The following is a 26,900-nucleotide window of genomic DNA, read 5'->3' as shown; positions in this document are numbered from 1 at the left end:
AATCATCACTTCTTATATTTGCAAAAATCCCGGATCTCGCGATCCGGGATTGATGGGTGTTACACGAAAGGCTTGTCCAGCCAGGTTTCCTGCCAGGGCAGGCCGTACTTGTTCAGGTCATCCATAAACGGATCCGGGTCCAGCTGCTCCATATTCCACACGCCGGGCTTCATCCACTTGCCTTCCATCATCATCTTCGCGCCGATCATGGCGGGCACGCCGGTGGTGTAGGAAATGGCCTGAGACTGGACTTCCTTGTAGGCTTCCTGGTGGTCGCAGATGTTGTAGACATAGTAAATCTTGTCTTCGCCGTCTTTGACACCCTTGATAATGTTGCCGATACAGGTCTTGCCCTTGGTCAGCGGGCCCAGGCTTGCCGGGTCTGGCAGCAGCGCCTTCAGGAACTGGATGGGTACAATTTCCTGTCCCTGGAATTCGATCGGTTCGATACTGGTCATGCCTACATTCTGCAGTACCTCAAGATGCTTGAGATAGCTGGCGCCGAAGGTCATCCAGAAGCGCGCGCGCTCGATTTCCGGGAAGTGCTTGGACAGGGATTCCAGCTCTTCGTGGTACAGCAGGTACAGATCCTTTTCACCGATACCTTCCGGAAATTCGAATACCCGCTTTTCTTCCATGGGCTTGGTGGTGACCCATTTGCCATCTTCCCAGTAACGGCCATTCGCGGTGATTTCGCGGATGTTGATTTCCGGGTTGAAGTTGGTGGCAAACGGCAGGCCGTGATCACCGGCATTGCAGTCAAGAATGTCCAGGGTCTTGATGCGGTCAAAGTGGTGCTTCTTCGCATAAGCAGTAAATACACTGGTTACACCGGGGTCAAAGCCGCTGCCCAGCAGTGCCATCAGCCCCGCTTTCTCGAACTTGTCCTGGTAGGCCCACTGCCAGCTGTACTCGAACTTGGCCTCTTCCGGCGGTTCGTAGTTGGCGGTATCCAGGTAGTGCACGCCGGTTTCCAGGCAGGCATCCATGATGTGCAGATCCTGGTAGGGCAGGGCCACGTTGATGACCATGTCCGGCTTGACCTTTTCGATCAGCGCGACCATTTCCCCGACGTTATCGGCATCCACTTCCGCGGTGTTGATTTTGCGCGGCAGCATATCGGCGATTTTGTCGCATTTCGATTTGGTGCGGCTGGCGAGGGTAATATTTTCGAAAACTTCCTCAACCTGCGCACACTTGTGTGCAACCACCTGACCGACGCCACCGGCGCCTACTATCAGAACGTTGGCCATTTTTTTCTCCCTGATCCTGATATTGGGGAAACCAATACATTATTTCTCGAAGTAGGTGTACCCACTCATGCTCGCAGTGTAGGTGTGCAAAATATCCTTACGCTGCTGCGCGGTAATGCGCTTTTCCTTCACTGCCCGTTCCGCCAGCTTGCGGAAACGCTCGAACAGATCCTGCGGTGAGTACTCCACGTAACTCAGTACATCGGCAATGCTGTCACCGTGAATTTCACGACTGTAATCCACGTGTCCCTCATCGTCGATACGCACGCTCACCACATTGGTATCGCCAAACAGGTTGTGCAGATCTCCCAGTGTTTCCTGATAAGCGCCCACCAGGAAGGTGCCCAGGATATATTCTTCGCCTTCCTTCAGCGGGTGCAGCGGCAAGGTCTTGCGCACGTCCTGTCGATCAATAAACCGGTCGATCTTGCCGTCGCAGTCGCAGGTGATGTCCGCAATGATCGCCGAGCGGGTCGGCGCTTCGTCCAGGCGGTGCACCGGCAGCAGCGGGAACAGCTGATCAATTGCCCAGATATCCGGCAGCGACTGGAACACACTCACATTCGCGTAGTAAATATCTGATAGCACCTCAGGCAGCGCCTGCAGGTCCACCGGAATCTGTTCCACTTCATCCAGCAGTTTGCGGATGCGCTGTGCGCACTGCAAAAACAGGTTCTCCGCCAACGCGCGATCCCGCAGGCTTACCTGGCCGTGCAGGTACAGCGCGCGAATTTCATCGCGGTAGTAAAGGCCGTCGTTGTAGCTCTCCTGCAGATTCTTCGCCGTCACACTCTGCAACGCGTGCTGCAGATTCTTCAGCATCGGGTGTGCGTCGTCGCCAATACTGTCTTCTTCGAGTTCGATGGGCTCGAAGCTGGTGGTGTCCAGAATGTTGAACAGCAATACCGACGAATAGGCTACCGTGGCGCGGCCGGACTCGGTAATGATCACCGGGTGGTCCACGCCCTCGCTGTCCAGGGTGCCCATAATGGCCTCGACCACATCCACGCAGTACTCGTCGAGGGAGTAGTTCTTGGAGTGGGTGTAGTTGGTCTTGGAGCCATCGTAATCCACTGCCAGGCCGCCACCCAAGTCCAGGTAGCCCATGGCGGCGCCTTCTTCTACCAGATCTGCGTAGTAGCGACAGGCTTCGAGAACCCCGGTGCGGATGTCGCGAATATTCGGTACCTGCGAGCCCAGGTGGTAGTGCAGCAGTTTCAGGCAGTGCAGCATCTTGTGGTCGCGCAGCTTGTCGACCATCGCAATCAGGTCGTTACTGCCGAGACCAAAGATGCTGCGGTCGCCGCTGGTGGCGTTCCAGTAGCCACCCACTTTACTGGCGAGCTTGACCCGCACACCGATATTGGGCTCTACCTGCTCGCGCTCGGCACAGTGGATGATGGTGTCCACTTCCGACGGGGTTTCGACCACAAAGAAAACCTGCACGCCAAGGCGCTGCGCCTGCAGGCCCAGGTTGATGAATTCTTCATCCTTGTAGCCGTTGCAGACGATCAGTGCATCGGTATTGTCGAGAATCGACAGCGCCGCAATCAACTCCGCCTTGCTGCCAGCTTCCAGGCCATGGCCGAACTGGCGACCGGCGCGAGCAATCTCTTCGATTACCTGGCACTGCTGGTTCACCTTGATCGGGAAAACGCCGCGGAATACGTTCTTGTAACCACTGCTCTCAATTGCGCTGCGGAAAGAATTGTTAATGCGCGCCACTTGCGCGTCCAACAAATTATCAAATCGCACCAGCAGCGGCATGCCGAGACCGCGCTCGGTGGCGCCGTGGGCAATGTCCAGCAGGGAAACAGCGTGCAGATCACCGGCTTCATTTTTTACCTCAACCGTGATCTCACCAGACTGGTTCAAATTGAAATAACCGGCACCCCAGTTGCGGATGCCGTAGAGTTCTGCGGAGTCTTCGCAGGTCCAGTTTTCGATCTGTTGTTGTTTCATGGCGCCTTTTAAGTTGGGAAATCCTTGGGTGCTCTGAGAGTGTATTCCGGAAACAGTTCCCGGGGTGCGTCAGGGGCGCGAATGTTGGGGCCAGTCTTTGTTGAAAGCAATAACTATAGAAAAGAAATTTTGCCTTTTTTAACCGGGGAAAATTAAATTTTTATTCGGTTTTGTGCGTTGTGTATATATGCGCGCTGTACCGGCGCATAAATTTTCCAATATGTCTGGAATGACAGCACAGCGGTGTCTGGAAAGCTGGCGAGAGAGGTGGCGGAGGGCGGGAATAAAAAAAGCGACTCCGGAGAGTCGCCAGGGGTAATAACCGAATTTTCATTCGGTTGTTGGGGTTGGGAGAAATACGGTTCCTGTGAGAACGGGTTACTGCGTATGCGGGTTAGAAAAATCCGGGGTTGGCCACCACCATATATCCGCGGCGACGATGATCCCAACGGTAGTACGTGTCGTAGGCCACGTAATAATTCAGGCCGTTGAAGCTAACGCTCATGGCTGTGCCAGGCAGGGTGCGAACAAAGGCGCCGATCGGGGCCTCGGCGACCACATAGCCTGCGCCGTAGGGGCGGTAGAAGATGCCATCGCTGAAGTAGTAACCGAGGCCACCAAAGGTCAGGCTGATATAACTTGTGGGCAGGCGCTTCCAGCGATAGCCGTAACCGTAGTGTGCCGGACGCCAGCGGTGCTTGTGCGGACGATGGTGCGGACGGTGCGGTCTGTGATGGCCGTGATTGCCACCTCTGTAACCGTGATCGTGTCCCCGCCCATGTTTGCGATCATGTTTACGATCGTGACGGTTTTTATCGTAGCGGCGGTCGTAGCCTACGTACTTGAGGTACTTGTGATCATCTTTGCCACGGTGATGGTCGCGGTTGTCACCCTGCCTGTTCTGGTTACGGCGGCGGTCGTCACGGGCGTGGGCGCGATCCTGGCGATGGTTGCGGTCATCCCGGCGCTTGTGCTCAATGTCCCGGATCTTGGTGTGGTGCCGCTCATTGCGGTCCCGCTGTTGCTGAACGAACTTGCGGCTGTGGTCATTCTTGTGGTGGCGATCGTCCCTGTCCGCCAGTACCGGCCCGGCGGTCAGCAGCAGGCTGGCGGTGGTGATGGCAGCTATCAGTGTTTTCATGGTCGCTCTCCGCAGCCGCTGGGGCGGCTTTCAGGCCCGTTGCCGGGGCTATCTGTGAATATGGGAGCCAGTTTGCCCTGCGTACACTGAATCCTTCCTGAACCGGATTGAGCGAATTGTTAACTGTGTCGCGAAAACCGAATCTGACCAATGTTTTCGGCCGCAGTCATGCAATTTGTTCCCGCTGTCGGTGGGAGGTAATATGCCGCCCGTGTAAACCTCTGGCGGAACCCCGGCAATGCAAGTCTTTCACCATGTGGCCAGCCTGCGCGACGCGCTGGGCCAGGCCCGCCGCGATGGCAAGACCATCGGTTTCGTGCCCACCATGGGCAACCTCCATGCCGCACATATCGAGCTGGTTAACCTGGCCCGGCAGCAGTGCGATGTGGTGGTCGTATCTATCTTCGTCAACCGTCTCCAGTTCGGCCTGAACGAGGATTGGGATACCTATCCCCGCACCATGCAGGAGGATATGGCCAAACTCCGCGCCGCCAATTGTGACTTCCTGTTCCACCCTGAAGAGAGTGAGATTTACCCCAACGGCATGGATCAGCAGACCCGTGTGGTGTGCCCGGCTATGACCGACGTGCTGTGCGGAGCCAGTCGCCCGGGGCACTTCGAAGGCGTGACCACGGTAGTGGCGAAGCTGTTCAATATTGTGCAGCCGGACAAAGCGGTATTCGGCATCAAGGATTTCCAGCAGCTGGCGGTGATCCGCCGTATGGTGGAAGACCTGTGTATTCCGGTGGAGATTGTCGCGGCACCGGTGCATCGGGAAGACGATGGTCTGGCGATGAGTTCGCGCAATGGCTATCTCACCGAGGAAGAGCGTCCGAAGGTGGCGATACTCAACCAGTCACTGAACTGGGCGCGCACTGAAATCGAGAATGGCCGCCGGGATTTTGCCGCGCTGGAAGATGAGGCGAAAGCGCGGATCGAGGATGCAGGTTTCAAGGTCGATTACTTCTCCATCTGCAACAGCAAGGATCTGCAGCCGGCGGCACACGACGATCGTGAGATCACGCTGCTGGGCGCCATGTATACCAGCGGCGCACGTCTGATTGATAACGTTTCTTTGAGTATGTGAGGGGATTCCGTTATGCAAATTGAGATGCTGAAAGGCAAGCTGCACATGGCCGCGGTGACTCAGGCAGAGCTGTGGTATGACGGCTCCTGTGCGATTGATGAAGATCTGGTCGAGCTGGCCGGGCTGCGCGAGTTCGAGAAAATCGACATCTACAATGTTTCCAACGGCGAGCGTTTTCACACCTATGTGATTCTGGCGGAGCGCGGCTCCGGGATTATTTCCATGAACGGGGCAGCCGCGCGGCGGGTACAGGTTGGCGACCGGATTATCATCGCGGCTTACGCGCAGATGTCCGAGTCCGAGGCGGATGCCTTCAAGCCGAAGCTGGTTTACCTGGATGAACAGAACCGGGTTGAGCGCAGTACCAATTCCATTCCGGTGCAGATGGCTGAAGCCTGATCGCCTTCGAGTACCACACCCTCCGGGGCGGCGGCTGTCTGCCGCTGCTCCAAATGCCCAGTCCACTGTTTTCCAGGCAACCTGATTCGCCATACCGAAACGTGACCGTTGCAGCCAATTCAGTGCAGGTATCGCTATCCCGGCAGTTTTGTCGCAAGCGACGGTAAGATAGAACACCTCAATACCAATGGAGCGCAGTTTGTGGACCGCGAAGCCGTAAAACAAATCTTGCTGGATAGTCACTGGTTCCAGGACCTGCCGGACCAAGTGATTGAGCAGATGATTTCTGACGCCAAACTAAAGAGCTATACGGACGGCCAGTACCTGTATAGCAAGGGCGATGAGGCCGACGGCCTGTATGCGATTTTGCAGGGCGCGGTCGTGGCGGAAATCAACAGCAAAGAGGGCAAGTGCGCGGTACTGGGGATTCTGGAGAAGGGCAGCTGGCTGGGGGAGATTTCGGTCTTCGATGACCACCCCAGGCCCAGTGACGCAGTGGCCAGGGGGAATGCCCAGCTGCTGTTTATTCCCCGGGACAAGTTCCAGGGGTTACTGGATGCCCAGCCGCAGCTATACAGTCACTTTATGAATCAGGTGTGCAAGCGCTATCGCAGTGCGCTGCGTATGCTTGAGGCCAGCCTGATACGTTCACTACCGGAGCGACTGGCCTTACGGCTTCTGGACCTGGCTACCGGCTACAGTGAGTACCGTGTCGGTGTTGCGGGCGTCACCCTGAGTGTCTCCCAGGAGGAACTGGCGCTGCTGGCCGGCACAACGCGGCAGCGGATTAACCAGGAGCTGAAAATCTGGGAGAAGGCCGGCTGGGTCAGCCTGGGTTACGGCAGCTTAACCATCCATGATTGCGAGGCCCTGGAGAACCTGCTGTCCACGAGCTGAGGTGGATCTTTCTGGAGTGTCCGAATTGGGACAGTTACGCCCGGAACCGGCGTATTAGCATCGAGCACATTGTCGGGCTGCGCCCTGACAAAATTCTACAGATAACAATAAATTAGCTGAGAGAAAGTGCCGATGAAAACCCGTTTAGCTATTTCCCCGTCTCCTCGCCTGCTGGCATTGGCGATTGGCGGCGCCACACTGATTCCGTCACTGTCGTCGGTCGCGCAGAATGCGGCACTCGAGGAAGTCACGGTCACCGCACAAAAGCGCCAGGAGCGCGCGCTGGAAGTGCCAATTTCCATTGCCGCACTGAGCGCCAATGCCCTGGAGCAGAGCGGTATCAAGGAGGTTAAAGACCTCGGTGAGATGGCCCCCAATGTCCAGATTAGCCAGGACAGTGACTTCTCTTCCCGCATAACCATTCGCGGTGTCGGCGCCAACAGCCGCAACATCGGTTTCGATACGCGTGTGGGGGTATACCTGGATGGCATTTATCTGGGGCAATCGCCGGCGGTCAACCAGGGACTGCTCGACCTGGAGCGAGTGGAAGTTCTGCGCGGCCCGCAGGGCACCCTGTTTGGGAAAAACACCGTGGCCGGCGCCGTGAACCTGATTTCCCGCAAACCGGGCAATGAAAAGGCGCTGGATCTCGGTATCAATATCGGTAACTTCAATAACCGCGAAGTACAGCTGCGCGGCAATATGCCATTGACCGATGACACCGCCCTGTCACTCAGTCTGAACAAGACAGACCGCGATGGCTACATTAAAAACCTGTACAACGGTGACGAAGTCAATGGCCGTGATGCCACTTCCGGGCGCGTTATGTTGCGCTCGGACCTTGCCGATAACCTGACGCTCAACCTCGCCGCCGATTACATGACCCAGGATCGCTGGGGATTCAATGGCGAGCCGGTTACCTACGTGTTTGCTTCGGGCTATCCCGTTGAGGGCAACGACAAATACGAGATGTACCAGAACCGCACCGTTCCAGAGGACAAAGAACTCTGGGGCACGTCGGCGACAGTCGATTACGACATGGACAACGGTTTTTCCCTCAAGTCGATTACCGCCTTTCGCAGCACCGATATGGTCTACGGGACCGATGTGGATTTCACCGAGCTGGACCTGGTGAACACTGCTTATCACGACACCTACGACCAGATTACCCAGGAGTTTCAGCTGACCTCACCGGCGGATTCGGCGCTGTCCTACGTAGTGGGCTTTTACTACTTTGCCCAGGATAGTGACACCGAGCGCTATGCGCTGGCCGGGGAGCATGCGGGCATGCTGGGATTAACCCCGTTGTCTACCGCAGTTGCCTACGGCGGAACCGTCGATACGGAAAGTTTCGCTGTATTTGCCAATGGTAACTATGACCTCACCGACCGCCTGAACCTGGGCTTTGGTGTCCGCTATTCCCTGGAGACTAAAGACGTCGACTGGGCAATCGATGGCAGCGCATCCGGTGTCTTCAATATTGCTACAGGCGAGGTAAAGGATTCTCGCAGTGACCGGGATTTCTCCCCAACCATCAGCCTGAATTACTCGCTGGATGACAACAACTTTATCTACACCCGCGCCTCAACCGGCATCAAGAGCGGCGGCTACAACCTCGATTTTATCAACGCCAATCAGTTTACCGGGAGCCCTGAGGATATCGAGTTCGATACCGAGTCGGTGCTGAGCTACGAGCTGGGCTACAAGGCAGAACTGCTCGATCGTCGCCTGCGACTGAATGCGGCGCTGTTCCACTCCACCTTTGATGACTATCAGGTAAACCAGTACATCGAGCTGGGTGGCGGTGGCACCGCGTTGACGATTACCAACGCGGCAGAGGTAGAGAGCAAGGGCGCAGAACTGGAGGCCACCTATGTGGCGACCGACAACCTGCAGCTGACCGCTGCGCTGGGCCTGCTGGATGCGCGCTTCACACACTTCCCCGGTGGCGGTGATAACGGCGCTGACGCGACGGGCAACGACCTGCCTTATGCCCCCGAGATGACCGCTTCCCTGGGGGTCCAGTATTACGTACCCGTACCTGCACTGGCGGCAACTGTGCTGTTGCGCACCGATTACAGCTATACCTCGGAGCGCTACATCAACCCCAGCAATAACGACGGTTTCAGCAACGGCGTAGTGGATGTCGAATTCGATCGTATGGAGAGCTTCGACCTGATCAATGCGCGTGTTGGCCTGCTGGACGATGCCGATAAGTGGGAAGTGTACCTGTGGGGCCGCAACCTTGCGGACAGTGATCACATGAATTACAGCTTCCGCGATTTCCTCGGCACCTATGTGGCCGGTTACGCGATGCCGAGAACCTATGGTGTGGAAGCGAAGTATCGCTTTTAAAAAGTACCGCTTTTAAATCGACGCTGCGCGTGGCGACTAAACGGAAAAGGGCTGTTGATCTATGCCAGATCAACGGCCCTTTTATTACCAGCGTTGAACACCACCAGAAATACATAACTTACTTATGGCTATCTCGATAAGTTGTTAGAGAAAAGGGCAAAACCATGAAGAAAATTTTACACGGCTGTTGTGCAGGATTCTTGCTAGCGATGAGTGCAGCAACGGCAGAAAGCGGCAATACCTATCTGCGGGCGGTTGCCGACGGCTATGCTGCGGATGACGCTTACCAGTTGCGCGCAGACTGGAGCCTGCCGAAGTTCCTGACCGTGACACCGGCCGGAGCCTATTCCTATCTGCACCTGGCGGAAAGCTTTCCCCACGCGACCATCTATCGAGCGGGACATGTAGTGGAGTTGCCGCGAGAGCGCGCAACCTGGCTCAACACATTTGCAGTCAACTGGCAGGACAAAACCCGGAATTTTAACGATCTGGTCACTGCACAGGACTCTCCACTGCAGGGTGTAATGGTGGTTCACCGCGGCAAGGTGATCTATGAGGAATACCCGGGCATGCGCCCGTTCGATAACCATGTGTGGATGTCCAATGCGAAACCCGTGGCCAGCCTGCTGATTGCGCAGCTTGAAGAGCAGGGGCTGGTCGACGTGCACAAGGTCGTGGCGGACTATGTGCCGGCCGCGAAGGGGACCGCCTGGGAAGGCATCAAGCTGATCGATGTACTGAATATGCAGACCGGTCTGGACCTGGAAGAGGGGCCGGAACAGCGGGCCAACCCGAGCTCCAGCTTTGCCCGTTTTATGATGGCCGAGGCGGGTCTGCCCAACGCGGATGGCGAGTTGCAAACCCATAACCAGGCGTTACTGGCCATCGAAAAGCTCCACCAGCCCGGCAAGGCCTTTGAGTACTCATCGGCAAATACACAAATGCTCGGGTTGATCATCGAGGCGGTGACCGGGCAGCGCCTTGCGGATGTGATTGCCGAGCGGATCTGGATGAAGGTGGGGATGGAAGGCGACGCACAGATTGGCCTTTCGCCCCAGGGGAACGCCATTATTCACGGCCTGATTTCCTCGCGCCTGATCGACATGGCAAAGTTTGGCATGTTGTATACCCCGAGCTGGAGTGAGGTGTCCCAGACGCGGCTGGTTTCGGCTGAGATGTTGAAGGATATCCAGACTGCGGGACAGCCCGCAAATTATCTCAAGGGCAACATCGGTCCGAAGCTGAAGCGGCTATTTGATGAGATCCCGCGCGCCAACGCCTACCAGTGGGACGCAGTATTTCACGATGGCGATCTGTACAAGGGCGGCATGAACGGTCAGGGCCTCTATGTCTCTCCCGACAATGACCTGGTGGTTGCCTGGTTCGGCAACGGATTTTCTTCGGTGCCCATGGAGCGGGCAGCCCGCGCCGTCGCCAATGCGGTGGAAAGCGGGCTGGCACAAAAACACTAGTGTATATTTACTGAGCCCGTCCGGATTCCAGCCTTGAATACAGGGCTGGTTCCCGGGTAAAAGTTGCGCTTGCTGGTGGCTCCTGCGAGTCTTGCATACTATTGCGAGATTCGACAGGAGGCACCATTTCCCGCATGTCATCCCTGACCCACCCCAAGACCGGAGAGCCGCAGAGTTGGGACAAGCTGCTGAAAAGCGGTTGTCGCATTTTCCTCGGTTCCCACGCCGCCGTGCCCGATGCGCTGATGGCAGACCTGGTGGCCAACAGTCGCGGCCTCAATGATATCGAGGTGACGCACGTATTTACCCTGTCCGACAATTTCTGGGCCGAGCGCAAATACGCCGAGTTGTTTACCGTCAACGCGCTGTACATCGGCGGTACCGCCGTGCGCAATGCGGTGGCGGAGGGGCGCGCGGACTACACGCCCACCTTTCTCTCCGAAGTGCCGAAACTGTTCAGCGACCATGTACTGCCACTGGACGCGGCACTGATCATGGTCAGCCCCCCCGATGAGATGGGTTACTGCTCCCTCGGTGTGAGCGTCGATGTGGTGTCTTCCGCTGTCAAACATGCCACCACCGTGATCGCGCAGATCAATCCCAGCATGCCGCGCACTAACGGACATACCTTTATTCACCGCGACCAGATTCACGCGTGGATGACCGCCGACGCTCCCATCCCGGAATCACCACCACCGGAAATGGACCAGGCGGTGGAGCAGATCGGGCAGTATGTGTCGGTACTGGTGGAAAATGGTTCCACTCTGCAGATCGGTATGGGGAAAGTGCACGACGCCGTACTGCGCTACCTGGGAAACCACAAAGACCTGGGCGTGCACTCGGAAATGATTTCCGATGGGGTTGCCCAGTTGATGAAAAGCGGAGTGATCAATAACCGCAAGAAGACCTTTCATCAGGGCAAGACCATTACCAGTTACTGTATGGGATCGAAAATGCTGTACGACTTTGTCGACGGCAATCCCCATGTGGAGTTGTATCCGGCAGAGCACGTCAGCTCGCCGGTGAAAATCGCCCGCAACGAAAAGATGGTCGCCATCAATAGCGCCATTGAGGTGGATCTAACAGGGCAGGTGGTTTCCGATTCCATCGGCAGTGTGCTGTACAGCGGCATCGGCGGTCAGGTGGATTTTATTCGCGGCGCGGCGCTCAGCAAGGGCGGCAAGCCAATCATCGCGCTGCCGTCGACCGCGCGGGATAAAACTGGCAAGTTGATCTCCCGCATTGTCGCCTCGCTTACTCCCGGAGGAGGAGTCGTTACTTCTCGCGCCCATGTGCACTATGTGGTGACCGAATACGGTATCGCTTCCCTGCGCGGAAAGAGTGTGCGTGAGCGAACCCTGGAAATGATCCGTATTGCCCACCCGGATTTTCGTCGCGAACTGCTGGAAAAAGTCCGCGAGTTTTACTGGGTGCCGGAGTATCAGGAACAGGCACCCACCCGGGTACCCGAACTGGGGCCGGTGGAACAGAAGCGCTATACGTTTGGTGGTATCCGTTATACATTGCGTCCCCTGCGCCCCGCGGATGAGCGTCGCCTGCAGGAATTCTTTTACACCCACAACAAAGAAACCCTGATGATGCGTTACAACCACCACGTAACGCAGATGTCGCGGGAGAAATCCTGCAGTCTGGTGAGTGTGGATCAGCAGCGTGACCTGGCGCTGTGTTTTATCGACAACGATGGTGGTCGCGAAGTGATCCAGGGGGTCGGGCGCTATTATTTTTACGCAGCGGATAACAGCTGTGAAGTGGCCTTCGTCATCAAGGAAAGCCGCCGCGGAAAAGGCATCGCCACCACCCTGCTGAGAGAGATGGAAGCCATTGCCCGCGCGCGCGGGATTGGAAAAATGTTTGCCTGTGTGCGCCGGGATAACAAGCCCATGCTAGCAATTTTTGAAAACAACGGCTTTGTTGCCCGCAGGGGAGATAGCATGGATGAACTCTATCTGGAGCTGGATCTCACCGACGCTTCCATTAGTGACTTAAAGGACTGAACAATGCCCATCGTCGGATTTTTTACCAGCCCCGCCTGCGGCCTGCACGACATGGGTGCAGAACACCCGGAAAGCCCGGCCCGGCTCGATGCCATTCAGGATCAGTTGCTGTCCAGCGGCATGGAATACGTACTGCGTTTTTTCGACGCACCCAAGGCAACGCGCAGCCAGCTGGGACTGGTACATACCCCGGATTACGTGGATTCAATTTTCGCCCGCGCGCCCAGCGAAGGCTTCGAAGCCCTCGATGAAGATACCCGTATGTGCCCTGAATCACTGGACGCGGCCCTGCACGCCGCGGGGGCGGCCGTGGATGCGGTGGACAGGGTGATTGCGGGTGAAGTGAATTCCGCCTTCTGCTCCGTGCGCCCCCCGGGCCACCACGCCGAACGCGACAAGGCCATGGGCTTCTGCCTGTTCAACAACATCGCCATCGCCGCCGCCCACGCCCGCGCGCAACACGGGCTGGAGCGCGTTGCCATCCTCGACTTCGATGTACACCACGGGAACGGCACGGAGGATTTTGTCGCCGGTCGCGAGGGCTACCTGCTGTGTTCCAGTTTCCAGTCGCCCTATTACCCGTTCAGCGGCACAGGTGAATTGCCGGATAACATCGTAAATACACCACTGGAAGCGGGTGCCGAGGGCGATGCGCTAAGAGACCTGGTGACTAACCAGTGGCTACCGGCACTGGAAAAATTCAAGCCACAGATGCTGTTTATCTCTGCGGGCTTCGACGGACATATCGAAGATACGATGGCGCAGCTGCGCTTTCGCGAAGACGACTACCAGTGGGTGACCGAAAGGCTGCGAGAGTTTGCCGATGAGCATTGTAACGGCCGTATAGTTTCCGCGCTGGAAGGCGGCTACGCGCTATCTGCGTTGGGGCGCAGTGTGGTGGCGCACCTCAGGGGAATGATTGGTGGTTGAGTACTGCCCTTTTGATCGATAGCTCTTGCTGTCTCCTGACGGCAAAGCTTCACTTGCCGTTTGTTTTTATACTTAATCCGTTTCCGGTATGGTATTTGCCTGAAGAATGGAATTCTCAATAAAAACAAAGTTTGGTTAAGGTCTCGGTATGAGAAAATTTCTTTTTGCTTGCGGAATGCTTTTGGGGGCAGTGAATTGTTGGGGGCAAAGTATTCTGGAAGTCACGAACTTCCAGGTCGATCCGAGCATCGCGGAAAGCCCGTGGGATATGACCGGCTATTCTCGCACCCGTAATTTGATCAGTGACGCGATCACCAAGGATGTGACGGTAACGAAAGAAGTTGAGGATACGCTGATACGGTTGATTGCGTCTTCAGAAGGCCAGGAGAAATCTGAAATCCGGGTATGGGCCGAATTTAGCGATGGCGGCCGGGCTCAGTTCAAGCTCGCTTACGTAAATATACTCGGTGGTGAATACGGATATTCATATGCCGCAGGCACCGGGGTAGACGGAAATGGCAATAAGGTACCTGATTCACCTGTCGAATTTTCCAGGCGTTTTTCTTTCAGGGGGGATACTGGAAAGAAGGCTGTAGAGGCAGCGGCCCGGTTTGGAAGCGACATTGAGATTCCCTTGAACTGCGAGACCGTGGATACACAATGTGATGTGGTAGAGGGCGATATCCACTGCACTAGCACTTCCCTGATTTGCTAGTGCACATGGGATCTATCCCGGCTTTGTTCCGGTCGGGGTAGATTGATTTCTGGTTTTACGGAACGGGATTACTCCTCGTAAATCGCATAAAACTTCTTCACCGAACCGATGGTCTCCCAGGTCCCCTCAAATCCCGCCGGAATACAGAACGCATCCCCCTGAGAAACCTTTTCACTGGTACCTTCGGCATCGGTAATGATCGCTTCGCCCTCGATGATGTAGCAGAACTCATCTTCACCGTAAGTGAGCGTCCACTTGCCCGCATCCGAAGACCAGACACCGCAAAAGAAGTTCTCCTTCGCATTGGTAAAGAAATGCTCGGTCAATTGCTGGGGCGCGCCCGCCAGTACTTTTTCCTGGGCGACAGGCCCCGCATCCCGCTCACCCTTGCCTTCCTGGATACGCAACAGTTTTACCGACATAAAATGCACTCCTGAAAATGTGATCACTTTTTTTGTTGGGGTATTTTGCACCGCACCGACAAAAAAGGCACGGGATTCCGGGTGCAGACTGGGAATCAGCAAACTTCGCAGGCTATGATGGGGTAATCGAAGAGGTGACAGCGTTGTCATTTCTTGGCTGCCAGTGGTATAACTTATCGGGATAAATGCCCCCGGACAGCTGCCGGGGCGCAACTGCGATGAACGCGCCATAGTGACTACTTACCTACAAGAGTCGTTAATAAGGAGGCGCAGCAGCCCGATAATTCTAATAAGGGAGAAAACAATGTCTGAAGTGCACCTACACCCAGTGCCGGAAAAATTCGCCGCCGATGCCCTCGTTCGCAACGAGGACTATCAGCGCATGTACCAGCAGTCGGTAGAAGACCCCGAGGGATTCTGGTCCCAGCAGGCCAAAGATTTCCTGCAGTGGAGCAAGCCCTTTACCAAGGTGGTCGAGGAAGACCTGACCAAGGGCCACGCGGCCTGGTTTGCCGACGGTGAACTGAATGTCTCCGTCAACTGTATCGACCGCCACCTGCCCGCACGGGCCCAGCAGACCGCGTTTATCTGGGAAGGCGACGACCCCGCCGACAGCAAAACCATCACCTACAGCGAGCTGCACGAACAGGTATGTCGCCTGGCCAACCTGCTCAAGGCGCGCGGTGTGGAGAAGGGCGATCGCGTCTGTATCTACATGCCGATGATCCCGGAAGCGGCCTACGCCATGCTCGCCTGTAGCCGGATTGGTGCGGTGCACTCCGTGGTATTCGGCGGCTTCTCGCCGGACTCCCTCAAGGACCGGATTCTCGATTCCGATTGCCGCCTGGTGATCACCGCTGACGAAGGCGTGCGCGGCGGTCGCAAGGTGCCCCTGAAAGCCAATGTGGACAAGGCCCTGGCCAAATGCCCGGACGTACACACCGCCATCGTGGTGAAGCGTACCGGTGCCAATGTGGACTGGGACAGCAAACGCGACATCTGGTACGCCGAGTCCGTTGCCGAGCAGAGCACCGAGTGCGCGCCGGAGCCGATGAATTCGGAAGACCCGCTGTTTATCCTCTACACCTCCGGCTCCACAGGTAAACCCAAGGGTGTGCTGCACACCACCGCCGGTTACCTGCTGATGTCCACCATGACCTTCAAATACGCCTTCGATTACAAAGAGGGCGACGTATTCTGGTGTACAGCGGATGTGGGCTGGATCACCGGCCACAGCTACATCGTTTACGGCCCGCTGGCAGCCGGTGCCATCTCGCTGATGTTCGAAGGTGTGCCCACTTATCCTGATGCGTCCCGCTGCTGGCAGGTGGTGGAAAAGCACAAGGTGAATACCTTTTACACCGCCCCCACCGCAATCCGCGCATTAATGGGTGCCGGCGACGACTACGTTACCAAGTGCGACCGCAGTTCCCTGAAGCTGTTGGGAACGGTGGGTGAACCGATCAATCCGGAAGCCTGGGAGTGGTACTTCAAGGTAGTAGGCGAGGAGCGCTGTCCGATCGTCGATACCTGGTGGCAGACCGAAACCGGCGCCCACCTGATCACGCCGCTGCCCGGCGCCACGGATCTCAAACCCGGCTCCGCCACCCGTCCATTCTTCGGCGTGCAGCCTGCGATTCTGGACGAGAAGGGGCAGGAAATCGACGGCGAAGGCGAGGGTGCTCTGGTGATGAAGGCCAGCTGGCCGAGCATGATCCGCAGTGTATTTGGCGACCACCAGCGCATGATCGACACTTATTTCTCCACCTTCCCCGGCTACTACTTTACCGGTGACGGGGCGCGCCGCGATGCCGATGGTTATTACTGGATTACCGGGCGTATCGACGATGTGCTTAACGTCTCCGGCCATCGCCTCGGTACCGCGGAGATCGAGAGTGCAATCGTGTTGCACGAGGATACCGCCGAGGCCGCTGTGGTGGGTTACCCCCACGATATCAAGGGGCAGGGTATTTACTGCTACGTCACCCTGAAAAACGGTCGCGAGCCCTCCGAGGAGTTGCGCAAGGAGCTGATCGACCTGTGTGTGCAGGAAATTGGCCCTATCGCCAAACCCGATATCATCCAGTGGGCCCCGGGGCTGCCCAAAACCCGCTCCGGCAAAATCATGCGGCGTATACTGCGCAAGATTGCCTGTAACGAGCTGGATTCGCTCGGCGATACTTCTACGCTCGCCGATCCTTCTGTGGTTGAAGAGCTCGTGGATCATCGGGCTAATAAGTAAACTCTGCACCCCGCTGTCAATGGGAGTTCTGTTTTGAGCTTGATGGCGGAAAAGCACTGGGGACGGGGTTTCAGGACCGGGCTAGGCGCCTCCCTGTGAACCCGTCCCTGGGAAGTATCCGGCCGCTTCAACGCGGCGCCTTCGGCCCTGTTTGCGACGCTCCTGAAACCCCGTCCCCAGCACTTTTCCTTCAGTTCCGGCTTCTCGCCTTCGTTAGAACGTTTCCGAATTTCGTCCGAAGTGGTTTAGTCGGAATTGAAGGTGGGGTGCCGGGTATGGCTTTTCGAAAGCGTCGGCGACAGGGATGTCGCCGACGCAGCGTACAGGGACGTATTCACAGCGGTTTCGAAAAGCCATACCCGGTGCTCTACCGCCACAGAGCGAGAACAATTTGTACCTCGGACTAAACTTCACCGCACTTGATCTGAAACCAAGACAAAACCAGACACTGGTGATTTAATTGCCCGAAAGGTAATGAAATAATTTCAGCAGCACCGGAGGCCGCATGCAGAATATTCTTGTCATTCTCGACAAGCCCAAACACGAACAGATCGCCCTGGAACGCGCCCTTGAACTGGCGCAGAAGTCCGGTGCCAAGTTGCAGCTTGTCAGTTTTGTGTACGAGCCCGTGGTGTCTATTCCCATGCTGTCCGGGTCGATTCTCAATATTACCGATCAGATACAGAAAGAGCGCGGACGGTGGCTGGACGCATTGAAACAGGAGTACACACTCCCTGAAGGCTCCAGTGCCGAAGTCATCTGGCACCACGATATCCCCTCCTGGACCCTCGGATACCTCGCCGACAACCAGATCGACCTGGTAGTGAAAACCGCCCAGAAACAGTATGGCCGCGGCGGCTTTGGTTCTATTGACTGGCGCCTGATCGAAAGCCTGCCCACGCCACTGTGGCTCGCCGTCAGCACCCACTGGATCAAGCGCGATCGCATTGTGGCCGCGCTGGACCCCGCCGTGGAAAATACCCTGCACGTAGAACTCAACCAGCGCGCGCTCAAGCTCGGCGAGCAATTCGGCAAGCTGCTCGGAGCCGAACTCGAAGCCGTAGCCTGTGTGCCCGCCACGGACGAGATCAAGGATCTGGATAAATTTCGCGAGCAGGCCGGTGCCCTGTTGCAAGCGGTCGACAAGGTGATCGCCGACAGTGGCGTAGACTGCAAGAAAACCCATTTCGTTACCGGCAAGCCCGCCGCCGAGGTCAATCGCGTGGTCGACCGCAACAAGGCGCGAATGATCCTGGTCGGGCGCGGGGTGCGCAAAGGGCCAAAAGGTTTCCTGCTGGGCAATACCGCCGAGCGTATTCTCGGGCGCGCGAATACCGACATACTTATTGTCCCCTGATATCGGTCAGCTTTACGCGTCTAGCCAGATCAAAAAATAGTGAGAAAAATAATGAGCACCAAAAATGCCCGCTATTCCCTTGGCTTTATTTTGAGCCTGGGTATGCTGTTTAACGCCGCCAGCACCACTGCCAGCGAAACCGGTGCTGCGACCGTCGACAGCGCCACCTACGATGCCGAGCTGGCGAACAGCCTGGGCGCAGATGATTATGGTATGCATCGGTATGTCATGGCGTTACTTAAAGCGGGCCCAAACCGAGATCGCGATGCAAAAGCTGCTGCGGAATTGCAGCGTGCACACATGGCAAATATCCGGCGCCTGGCCAATGAGGGTGTACTGGTGCTCGCGGGGCCGTTCTTTGGCGGCAGCGAGCTGCGTGGTATCTACGTTTTTGACGTGGACTCTGTGGAAGAAGCGCGCAAACTGGTTGAGAGCGATCCTGCGGTAAAAGCCGGTAGCCTGGTGATGGAACTGCATCCTTGGTACGGTTCTGCCGCCGTGAAATCCATCAACGATGTCCATAAACGTATCGCCAAGCAAGCACCGTGATGCGGTACTTCCTGGAGGAGAAGGAATTCCAGTGTGAATGAACAGCAGTACCTGTGTGAGCATTACCGCTTTAACGCCGAGCAGCGTCTCAAAGCATTCAACTTTTTTGTCGTGCTATCGATGTTCGCTGACGGTGGTGTATTTACTGCCGTGGAAAAAGGCTTCCACCCGCTGATACTGGTATTGTTGGGCGGGTTTGTGGTGATTGTCTCTGCGGTTTTCTGGGTGATGGACTTGCGCAGTCGGGCACTGTTGAATCTAGCAGTACCGGGCTTGCGGGCCATCGAGCAGGCGCTGCCGGAGACCGCTCGAGTTTTCAGCCGAGACCTGCACAGTCAGCACCGGTTTATCCGCTACACCTTTGCCATCCGCGCCCTGATCTTGGGGCAGTTTATTTGCGGTTCCGCAGTAGTCATTTATGGCACACTTTCCTTTTTTGGCGTGGTCTGAGGCTTCCTCTGTAGACCTGCTTCCGCCTACTTTCCTCCTGTCCTACCTTCCTGTGTCCGGCCTTCTATACTGATTTTCCGGATACGGGATCGGATTTTATCGCGGCAGGGAGAAAAAACATGCTGGATCATATTGGGCTGACAGCGCACGACTACCAGCGCAGCAAAGTGTTCTACCAGTCCGCACTGGCGCCCCTCGGTTACGAGCTGGTCTCGGAAATCGCCGGGTGGGCGGCCTTCGGATGGGGCGGAAAACCCCAGTTGTTGATCAAGGGCGGCTCCACCACGGCGCCCGCCGTACATATCGCATTCAGTGCAGAAGACCGGGAAACGGTGCAGGCGTTTTACGATGCCGCACTCCAGGCCGGGGGCAAGGATAACGGTGCGCCAGGATTGCGCCCGGAATATCACGATCACTACTTCAGCGCCTACGTACTCGACCCCGATGGGCACAATATTGAAGTGGTGTGCCATATTCCCGCCGACGCGTTTTGATAATGGCATTCGCTGGGACGCGTTATGAAGTTACTCTCGATTCTCGCGGATGCGAAAGATGCTGATCGCATAGCCGCTATTGCAGAATCCTGTACCGCTGAAGAATTCCGCCTGGATGCCCACGTGCCCAGTGGGCACCAGAGCATGCGCATGCTGGTGAGTGACGATAAGGTGCAGTCCGCGCTGGACCTGCTCGCGCCCCTGGTGGAGTGCGTGGCCGGTGCGCGGGTACTGGTGATCCCGGTGGAGGTCTCGCTGCCGCAGCAGAGCGAGGAAGAGCGCAAGAAAGAAGATGCGGCGCTGGCCGCGCGTGAGGCCCTCTACGCCAGCGCGGAGAAAAGCGCGCGTTTGGATCGGGATTACCTGGTGCTGGTAGTACTTTCCACCCTTGTCGCCGCTATCGGGTTGCTGGAAGACAATGTGGCGGTGATCATCGGCGCCATGGTGATTGCCCCACTGCTAGGCCCCAATATGGCGTTCGGACTGGGGACGGCGCTGGGGGACACGGCGCTGATGCGCAGTGCGCTGGCTTCGCTGTCTGTGGGTGTGCTGGTTGCCGCCGGTATTTCCGTAGTGATCGGACTGGTTTGGCCCTGGGGAACCTACAGCGAGGAATTGCTGGCGCGTACTAATGTAGGGTGGGATTCGGTGGCTCTGGCCCTCGCCTCCGGCGCCGCGGCGGCACTTTCCATGACCACAGGATTATCGAGTGTGCTGGTGGGTGTAATGGTCGCGGTGGCCCTACTGCCGCCGGCCGCCACTTTCGGAATGATGATCGGTGCGGGCAAGTGGCAACTGGCTGCCGGGGCGGGCCTGTTGCTGGCAGTAAACGTGGTGTGCGTGAACCTGGCCTGCAAACTGGTGTTCCTCATGAAGGGCATTGCGCCGCGCACCTGGTGGCAAAAAAAATCCGCCCATCGCTCCATGAAAATCTATATCACCGTGTGGGTGGTTACCCTGTTGTTACTCTCCCTGGCGATTCACCTGCGCAACCAATTCAATCTCCAGTAGCGGGCGTATCTCCGTCCATTTCTTCAAGCCGCTCTAGCAGTTGCTCAGCCCAGCGTATCCAGGTTTTCTCGGTTTCAATGCCCAGCAGCAGTGGCTGATGGGCGAGCCACAGTCGCTGCTGTTGTTCCGGTGGGCGGTTGTAGAAACGCGCATTTTGCGCCTCGTAGGTGACCAGAAGGGCCCGGTGCTCCAGCAGGTGGCGCTCAAGTTCCTTGCGCAGCTGCGCCCCGCTCAGATGGTGGCCGGCGAACAGCTGGATCAGGAAAGGGTCGCGGATCTTCTGCACCGCCGCGGGTTTGGCTGCCCACTCCGCAAGTGCACGCCGTCCGGAATCGGTCAGGCGGTAGACCTTCTTGTCCGGACGCCCCTCCTGGGACTGCTCCGTACAGTCCAGTAATCCCTCGCCCTGGAGCTTGTGTAGCTCCCGGTACATCTGCTGGTGACTGGCACTCCAGAAATGGCTGATGCTGCGCTCGAAGCGCCGCTTCAGGTCGTAGCCACTGCCGGGTTCGATATCCAGCAGGGTGAGGACGGCAAATCGCAATGACATGTGGGGCTTTCAGGCTGTCTCAAATTCGATATGCACGAAGTTGCATAGCATTGGGCAGTGTAATGGGTTGCGGCCTGCAGGGCAGTAATTGATTTGTAAAAGGACGATACTGCTCGCAACCTCCCGCAGTTGTTATGTGCATCCTGATAATGTTGTTTATTTAGGATGGTAATGTAGTTATTCGTAAAAGTTTAACCGTCTGGACCTAGTATTTACGAAATATGTGGATATAATCGCCGTCGCCACCAAAAGTGGCTGAATAATGTCCAATAGCAATTTCGACGGGTTACCCTCCTGTCGTATATCGGGTCAGTAGTCACCATGTCTCCGCAATCCCTGTCACAGGCCACCGATGCCATTCCCGTATCCCCACCGGTACTGGTGTTGGAAGACGAGCGTCCGGTAGAGACCAGTCAGTCCACCAATGCCCAGCGCAATGAGCGGTGCAACCGCCGCACCCGCCGTGAGGAGTGGTTGCTGGACGTGTTTGCCATGAACAGCTTTTCCTGGGCGATTGCGATCCCCATCGAACTGCTGCTGGCCGGGATGAGCTGGCGTGAGCACATCAAGGTGCGACTGCTGGCGGTGCTCTTCAATACGGTCATCGCGCGTCCGTTCAGTGTGTATCGCAACTGGGTGGTAGCGCGCTTTGGTCGCGGTGGCGGCCTGCACAACTACGCGGTGGATACCTTCGTGTTCCTCAGCTTCCAGCTGCCCCTGTATACCCTCAACATGATGCTGGGGGGGGCGTCGATGCCGGAGATTGTTACCGCCTGTCTCACCTTCGTGCTGATTGCCGGCGCTCTCGGTCGCCCCTACGGCATGTACCTGGACTGTCTGCGTCGACTGTGGCTCGGCAGGCGTGAAACTCCGGAGAGTGTCTCCGCCAGCTGATCCGATCTGGGTCGCGTCGCTGGCGGCGGCGCGGCTTTTGCGGAATCCCCGCGCTTGGTCTACTTTCAGATATCCGGTTGTCAGTTGGTTGGCGCTGCATACGCTGTCGCTGAGTGGCCGGAGAAGCTTGAATATCAAGGCGTTCCGGCCATCCCCTGTCCCGAGGGGAATCAATGGCGTAAAATAGACTTGTGTGCGCAGGAAGTTTGCGTTAAAAGCGGAGCGTTGAGTGACGTTTCCGCCAGAAATAGAAAAACTGTTCCGAACGTCACATATGACATGCTAAGAGCCTAATAAAACGGCACCAGGAATCGGTGCAATAACGTGGGGCTCACACCGGGTTGCAGGATTAACCCGTAATTTCATGTGGTTACAAGGATGAATGACCATGACCTACTGCCGTTCGGCGAGTAGCAGCTGTTCCGATGTCAGCTCGAATACACGCGCAAGTACACGCATAAACCCCGGAAGCACGTTTTTCCGTCGTACCGGCATCCTGTACGCAGCCCTCCTTTCTGTCTGTCCCGCACTGGCGGTGGCGTTTCCCGGCGAGTCGCTGCTGATAGATACCCGACTGGCACTGGTGTGGGTAATTCCCGTAGTGCTGATCGCGGCTGTCTGTACGGCACTGCTACTACGCGTCCGGGCTCAGCTACAGGCCACGGAAGAAGCGGCGGCAACCCGCACCGCGGACCTGCAGGCGGAGAATGCCAAACTGTTCCGTCAGGTACAGGCGCGGATGCACGAGCTGATGGAGCGCGACAAACAGCTGGACGAGGCACGGGTGACCGCGGAGCAGATACAGGAAGAGCACCGCGACTTCCTTTCCATCACCGGGCACCGCATGCGCCAACCTCTGGAAACGCTGGTCAGTACCATGAGCCTGCTGGCCCGCGGCGGTGACGAAGAGACCCGTCACCTGGCCGAGGCGGCGCTGGGGCAGTGCCGCACCCTGCGCAGTAATATCGAGGAGATCCAGCGTGCGGGCCAGGGCGCCTCTGCGGAAGCGCCCGGCGCGAGTTCGCTGCGCGGAGTTCTGGGCGATGACGACAATCTGCGCGAGCTAAATATTCTGCTGGTGGAGAACGACTCGCACCCGAGCCTGCGTACGCGATTAGAAGCGCGCGGGCACAAGGTTCGCCGGGAGACAAACGGTGTCGATGGCGCCGAAGCGGCGTTGAAGGGAAATTTCGATCTGGTACTGATCGACGTGCGTCTGCCGCTGATCGATGGGGTCGAAACCGCACGCAAGATCCGGGGAGATTTCGCCAAAGACGGCCTGCTGATTTTCGGCATGCTGGATAGCGTGGGTAAAGATGACAGGAACCGCTATGCGGGCCGCGGTCTGAGCGGGGTACTGCCGTCGCAACCGAGCGATAGCCAGCTGCTGCAATTGTTGAGCTGGGTAGAACAGAAGACCCGCAGCAACAAGCCGGTCAATGGCAAGTCCACGCGCGCGGCAAAGGTATTGAACCCCAGTACCCTGGAGCGCCAGCGGGATACCCTTGGTCACCTGGCCTTCGCGGAGCTGCTCGGCGATCGCGTCGCCAGCCTGCCCAAGAAAATCACCGCTTTTACCAGTTCCCTGACCGGCCGCCACTGGCTGGATGCGCAACACCAGGCGCAGGCGATAGCGGCCGAGGCGGAGAGCGTGGGCCTGGAAGTCGTGGCCAGCCGTCTCAAGGCGCTGTCGGCACGGCTATCCATTGACAGCGAGCGGGAGTATTGCCGCCACCAGCGCACCGAGATCCTGGGCCTGATGCGCAGCTCGATACAGCAATTGAAGTCCTGGCGGGAGAAAAATGTACACACCGAGTGGGCTCTGAGATAAACACCGGGACTGCCGCGGCAGGATGCGGCAGAACGTTGTTATCGCCAGCGTGATTTGCGCATACACTAGCGGCTGAACTTTTGAACGTCTTGAATGGAACAGCGAGCCCATGTCTGAGCAGTACCCCGCCCCCCAGCAGGCCGAGCGCGAACGCTCGGCACGCGATGTTGCCACCCTGGTATACCTGATCCAGGCCATCAGCCTGTTTACCGCGGTACCGTTTTTTGTCGGTGTGTTGATCAACTACGCCAAGCGCGGCGATGCGCGCGGTACCCTGGCGGAATCCCATTTCCGCTGGCAGATCCGCACCTTCTGGTACAGCCTGCTGTGGTTTGTGGTGGGTTGGGCAACGGTGTGGATTCTGGTGGGCTTCGCCGTTTGGGGAATCAGCTGGGTATGGATGGTCTACCGGGTGATTCGCGGCTGGCTGGCGTTGTCGGACAACCGCCCGGCTTATTAATCATGGCTGACCGCGACGGAAGTCATACAGTTTGAGGTAGTACCGGTAAACGGTGAGAGAAGTTCGAGCGGCCTATTTGGCCGCTCTTTTTTTGCCTGCGGAAAACTGAGTGTGGGTGGGCTCAGATACTACCGAGCAGGGCCAGTACGAACAGGTCGGCGGGCAGCATCTGGCCGTTGACCTCGAGATTGCCCTGTTGCAGCTGCAGGTGCATGGACAGCTCGCCATTGCTCTCTTTCAGGAAACCGTACTGCTTCAGGGCGCTGGCCTGCATGATCAGTGGGGACTGCATCAGCGCCTGCTCCGCGGCGGTAATATTGGCGCTGCCGTTCAGGTGGTCGAGCCAGAACAGCCTATCGTTCTCTATCTGCCGGTTTCTCGGCATTCCCTTCCAATCCACATCCAGCTGCAGTTGCATGGGCCCGTTGGCACTTTCGATGTCCAGCTGCTGCTGCATTTTCAGTGGGCGGTCGAAGACCTGGGGCCAGCTGCGCTGGGCTGCCGGGGTGAGCACTGCGGTGTACAGGTAGTGGTGCAGGTCATCGTAGCTGATTGCCGGCAGGTTCATCTGCTGGGTCAGGGCGCTGGCCGGGGTGGCCGACTGGATCTCCGGCAGCTGGATTTCAGTCTGTACGTTCAGGGTGCGGGCGGCCACCAGCTTGCCGGTGTAATCGAACTCCACATCGCGCAGCTCAAGCGGACCGGAATCGTTGTTGGTGCGCACCAGGGGCAGCTTGGCGTGCAGGGTACCTGCGCCGCTGGGGGACAATTCAAAGTTGCCTTTGGCGGATTCGAGGTACAGGGATTCGCGGTGGCCGTCCATGCGCACGAATTCACCCAGTTCAAAATGGCTGTTCTGCTGTTTTCCCTGGTAATCGGTGACCCATTGGATGCGCGCGCCGGCAAACTGGATCTGCTGATCGGCTTCGTTGCGATCGATGGGCAGCAGGTGCAGGGTGTTGGTCACCCGGTTGTTGGTGCCTACGACGGTTTCCAGAACGACCGGAGTGTCTTCGCCACTGGTCGGAATAGGGCCGTAGTAGGCTTCCAGCTGACGGCGCAGGGCCGGTTCCAGTTCCTTCCCGGTAAGGCGGGTTTCTCCGTAGAGCACGCCAATGCGCGGGCCGCTGTGAGTAAACAGTACCGGGCCGTGCTGGATGTCGGTGCGGGTTTCCGAGGCGCCGTCCTTGCCTTTGAGTCGGGCGATGGCCTCGGCGCCGAACCAGCCGCGCTGATAGCCGGTAAGCTCGATATTGGGCTGGTTGGCCAGCTGTTGCTGGAGGACTTCTTCTACCTTGGGGCCGATCAGTCCGGGGACTGCGAGGGCGACCAGCAGCAACAGGGCGGAGAGGGTGATCAGGATAAAACGTAAGGCTTTCATGCGGTCAAATTTCAGGCGTTTGGGTCGAAGCGGCTGATGTTAGCAGATCGGGGTGAATCCCGTGACCGCAATCTCGTTCCATCCCGATCAGAACCTCCTGAGCTGCGGGGACTCAATCCCCCTCGATCACCCCGCACTCGCCGGCGATGGCGCGGGCTACCTTGGAGCCGCTTTCTCGTCCGAGGGCGCTGGAGATGAAGTTGCCGGCCTTTGCCAGCCGTGCCAGGTCCACCCCGGTGTGTATACCGAGTCCGTCGAGCATGTACAGCACATCCTCGCTTGCCACATTGCCGGAAGCGCCGCGGGCGTAGGGGCAGCCGCCGAGGCCGGCTACCGCGGAGTCCACCACGGCGATACCTGCCTGCAACGCGGCATAGATGTTCGCCAGCGCCTGGCCGTAGGTGTCGTGGAAGTGGACCGCGAGCTGCTTCAGGGGCACCTCCTGGGCCACGGTTTCGATCATCGCACGGGCCTTTTCCGGGGTGCCGACCCCAATGGTGTCGCCGAGGCTGATTTCATAGCAGCCCATTTCCAGCAGTGCGCGACTGACTTCCGCGACTTTTTGCGGCTTGATGTCACCCTCGTAGGGACAGCCGAGCACGCAGGACACATAACCGCGCACCGGGATGCCATCGGCGCGGGCCTGTTCCGCCAGCGGGCGGAAGCGCTCGAGGCTCTCCTCGATGGAACAGTTGATGTTCTTTCGGGTAAAACTCTCAGAGGCCGCACCGAACACCGCTACCTCGTCCGCCCTGGCATCACGCGCGCGCTCGTAGCCAACCATATTGGGGGTGAGTGCGCTGTAGGTGACTCCGGGGCGGCGCTGGATACCTGCGAGCACTTCCTCGCTGGCGGTCATCTGCGGTACCCATTTGGGGCTCACGAAACTACCGGCTTCGATCACCTGCAATCCTGATTCACTGAGCAGGTCGATCAGCCGTACACGGGTCTCCACGGAGATGGGTTGCTTTTCATTCTGCAGCCCATCGCGGGGGCCGACTTCTACAATCTTGACGCGTTCTGGCAGTGTCAT

General features: G+C 57.6%; 24 protein-coding genes. 17 read left to right on the top strand and 7 right to left on the bottom strand.

Annotated features, from left to right (window positions below; translation table 11 throughout):
- Positions 1 to 59: 59 nt before the first annotated feature.
- The 3 genes from HUW35_RS04880 to HUW35_RS04870 form a co-directional block, all read right to left on the bottom strand.
- Complete coding sequence (locus HUW35_RS04880; RefSeq protein WP_181254507.1) at positions 60 to 1,253, bottom strand: saccharopine dehydrogenase family protein; 1,194 nt, start codon at positions 1,251 to 1,253, stop codon at positions 60 to 62.
- 39 nt (positions 1,254 to 1,292) lie between these two features.
- Entirely contained in the window at positions 1,293 to 3,215 is a 1,923-nt protein-coding gene (gene speA / locus HUW35_RS04875; protein ID WP_181254506.1) for a biosynthetic arginine decarboxylase, read from the bottom strand.
- Between the two features lie 394 nt (positions 3,216 to 3,609).
- A complete protein-coding gene (locus HUW35_RS04870) occupies positions 3,610 to 4,356 on the bottom strand; it encodes a DUF6515 family protein (protein WP_181254505.1) in 747 nt (248 codons plus the stop codon).
- Positions 4,357 to 4,594: 238 nt separating this feature from the next.
- Here HUW35_RS04870 and panC point away from each other — a divergent pair, with 238 nt between their 5' ends.
- The 8 genes from panC (at position 4,595) to HUW35_RS04830 (ending at position 14,226) form a co-directional block, all read left to right on the top strand.
- Complete coding sequence (panC, locus tag HUW35_RS04865) at positions 4,595 to 5,443, top strand: pantoate--beta-alanine ligase (protein WP_181254504.1); 849 nt, start codon at positions 4,595 to 4,597, stop codon at positions 5,441 to 5,443.
- A 12-nt stretch (positions 5,444 to 5,455) separates the two neighbouring features.
- Positions 5,456 to 5,842, top strand: coding sequence for an aspartate 1-decarboxylase (panD, locus tag HUW35_RS04860; protein ID WP_181254503.1), 387 nt, complete (start codon positions 5,456 to 5,458; stop codon positions 5,840 to 5,842).
- 201 nt (positions 5,843 to 6,043) lie between these two features.
- Positions 6,044 to 6,739, top strand: coding sequence for a Crp/Fnr family transcriptional regulator (locus tag HUW35_RS04855; protein ID WP_181254502.1), 696 nt, complete (start codon positions 6,044 to 6,046; stop codon positions 6,737 to 6,739).
- Between the two features lie 132 nt (positions 6,740 to 6,871).
- Positions 6,872 to 9,094, top strand: a complete 2,223-nt coding sequence (locus tag HUW35_RS04850) for a TonB-dependent receptor (protein WP_181254501.1) — start codon at positions 6,872 to 6,874, stop codon at positions 9,092 to 9,094.
- 209 nt (positions 9,095 to 9,303) lie between these two features.
- Positions 9,304 to 10,566: a serine hydrolase gene (locus HUW35_RS04845; protein ID WP_181254500.1), complete on the top strand. Its 1,263-nt coding sequence runs from the start codon at positions 9,304 to 9,306 to the stop codon at positions 10,564 to 10,566.
- A 134-nt stretch (positions 10,567 to 10,700) separates the two neighbouring features.
- A complete protein-coding gene (locus HUW35_RS04840) occupies positions 10,701 to 12,581 on the top strand; it encodes a bifunctional acetyl-CoA hydrolase/transferase family protein/GNAT family N-acetyltransferase (RefSeq protein ID WP_181254499.1) in 1,881 nt (626 codons plus the stop codon).
- Between the two features lie 3 nt (positions 12,582 to 12,584).
- The gene (locus HUW35_RS04835; RefSeq protein ID WP_181254498.1) at positions 12,585 to 13,511 is read left to right on the top strand and encodes a histone deacetylase family protein; all 927 of its coding nucleotides are present in this window, start codon (positions 12,585 to 12,587) and stop codon (positions 13,509 to 13,511) included.
- A gap of 148 nt (positions 13,512 to 13,659) precedes the next feature.
- On the top strand, positions 13,660 to 14,226 hold the full coding sequence (locus HUW35_RS04830; RefSeq protein ID WP_181254497.1) for a hypothetical protein: 567 nt from the start codon (positions 13,660 to 13,662) through the stop codon (positions 14,224 to 14,226).
- A 68-nt stretch (positions 14,227 to 14,294) separates the two neighbouring features.
- Here HUW35_RS04830 and HUW35_RS04825 read toward each other — a convergent pair whose 3' ends face one another.
- On the bottom strand, positions 14,295 to 14,648 hold the full coding sequence (locus HUW35_RS04825; protein ID WP_181254496.1) for a cupin domain-containing protein: 354 nt from the start codon (positions 14,646 to 14,648) through the stop codon (positions 14,295 to 14,297).
- Positions 14,649 to 14,952: 304 nt separating this feature from the next.
- On the opposite strand from HUW35_RS04825, the gene acs reads away from it, so the two are divergent.
- The 6 genes from acs (at position 14,953) to HUW35_RS04795 (ending at position 20,751) form a co-directional block, all read left to right on the top strand.
- Positions 14,953 to 16,890, top strand: coding sequence for an acetate--CoA ligase (acs, locus tag HUW35_RS04820; RefSeq protein WP_181254495.1), 1,938 nt, complete (start codon positions 14,953 to 14,955; stop codon positions 16,888 to 16,890).
- A 505-nt stretch (positions 16,891 to 17,395) separates the two neighbouring features.
- Positions 17,396 to 18,247, top strand: coding sequence for a universal stress protein (locus tag HUW35_RS04815; protein ID WP_181254494.1), 852 nt, complete (start codon positions 17,396 to 17,398; stop codon positions 18,245 to 18,247).
- Positions 18,248 to 18,298: 51 nt separating this feature from the next.
- On the top strand, positions 18,299 to 18,796 hold the full coding sequence (locus tag HUW35_RS04810) for a YciI family protein (protein WP_255463501.1): 498 nt from the start codon (positions 18,299 to 18,301) through the stop codon (positions 18,794 to 18,796).
- A gap of 33 nt (positions 18,797 to 18,829) precedes the next feature.
- Positions 18,830 to 19,246 carry a hypothetical protein gene (locus HUW35_RS04805; protein ID WP_181254493.1) on the top strand — a complete coding sequence of 139 codons (417 nt, stop codon included), beginning with the start codon at positions 18,830 to 18,832 and terminating at the stop codon, positions 19,244 to 19,246.
- A gap of 119 nt (positions 19,247 to 19,365) precedes the next feature.
- Entirely contained in the window at positions 19,366 to 19,740 is a 375-nt protein-coding gene (locus HUW35_RS04800) for a VOC family protein (RefSeq protein ID WP_181254492.1), read from the top strand.
- Positions 19,741 to 19,764: 24 nt separating this feature from the next.
- On the top strand, positions 19,765 to 20,751 hold the full coding sequence (locus tag HUW35_RS04795) for a TIGR00341 family protein (RefSeq protein ID WP_181254491.1): 987 nt from the start codon (positions 19,765 to 19,767) through the stop codon (positions 20,749 to 20,751).
- On the opposite strand, the gene HUW35_RS04790 is transcribed toward HUW35_RS04795, so the two are convergent.
- Positions 20,738 to 21,301 carry a PadR family transcriptional regulator gene (locus HUW35_RS04790; protein ID WP_181254490.1) on the bottom strand — a complete coding sequence of 188 codons (564 nt, stop codon included), beginning with the start codon at positions 21,299 to 21,301 and terminating at the stop codon, positions 20,738 to 20,740. The two genes, HUW35_RS04795 and HUW35_RS04790, sit on opposite strands and share 14 nt — an antisense overlap.
- 321 nt (positions 21,302 to 21,622) lie before the next feature.
- Here HUW35_RS04790 and alaE point away from each other — a divergent pair, with 321 nt between their 5' ends.
- The 3 genes from alaE to HUW35_RS04775 all read left to right on the top strand — a co-directional run bounded on the left by alaE (position 21,623) and on the right by HUW35_RS04775 (position 24,486).
- Positions 21,623 to 22,195, top strand: a complete 573-nt coding sequence (gene alaE / locus HUW35_RS04785; protein ID WP_181254489.1) for an L-alanine exporter AlaE — start codon at positions 21,623 to 21,625, stop codon at positions 22,193 to 22,195.
- A 388-nt stretch (positions 22,196 to 22,583) separates the two neighbouring features.
- The gene (locus tag HUW35_RS04780; protein ID WP_181254488.1) at positions 22,584 to 24,026 is read left to right on the top strand and encodes a response regulator; all 1,443 of its coding nucleotides are present in this window, start codon (positions 22,584 to 22,586) and stop codon (positions 24,024 to 24,026) included.
- Between the two features lie 109 nt (positions 24,027 to 24,135).
- Positions 24,136 to 24,486 carry a hypothetical protein gene (locus HUW35_RS04775; protein WP_181254487.1) on the top strand — a complete coding sequence of 117 codons (351 nt, stop codon included), beginning with the start codon at positions 24,136 to 24,138 and terminating at the stop codon, positions 24,484 to 24,486.
- 121 nt (positions 24,487 to 24,607) lie between these two features.
- Here the strand turns inward: HUW35_RS04775 and HUW35_RS04770 are convergent, their stop codons facing one another.
- A complete protein-coding gene (locus tag HUW35_RS04770; RefSeq protein WP_181254486.1) occupies positions 24,608 to 25,867 on the bottom strand; it encodes a DUF945 family protein in 1,260 nt (419 codons plus the stop codon).
- Between the two features lie 112 nt (positions 25,868 to 25,979).
- On the bottom strand, positions 25,980 to 26,900 hold the full coding sequence (locus HUW35_RS04765; RefSeq protein WP_181254485.1) for a hydroxymethylglutaryl-CoA lyase: 921 nt from the start codon (positions 26,898 to 26,900) through the stop codon (positions 25,980 to 25,982).

This window comes from Microbulbifer sp. YPW1, from assembly GCF_013367775.1.
GTDB lineage: Bacteria > Pseudomonadota > Gammaproteobacteria > Pseudomonadales > Cellvibrionaceae > Microbulbifer.
Note: the sequence above shows the minus strand (reverse complement) of the source record. Positions and strands in the feature narration are given on the sequence as shown.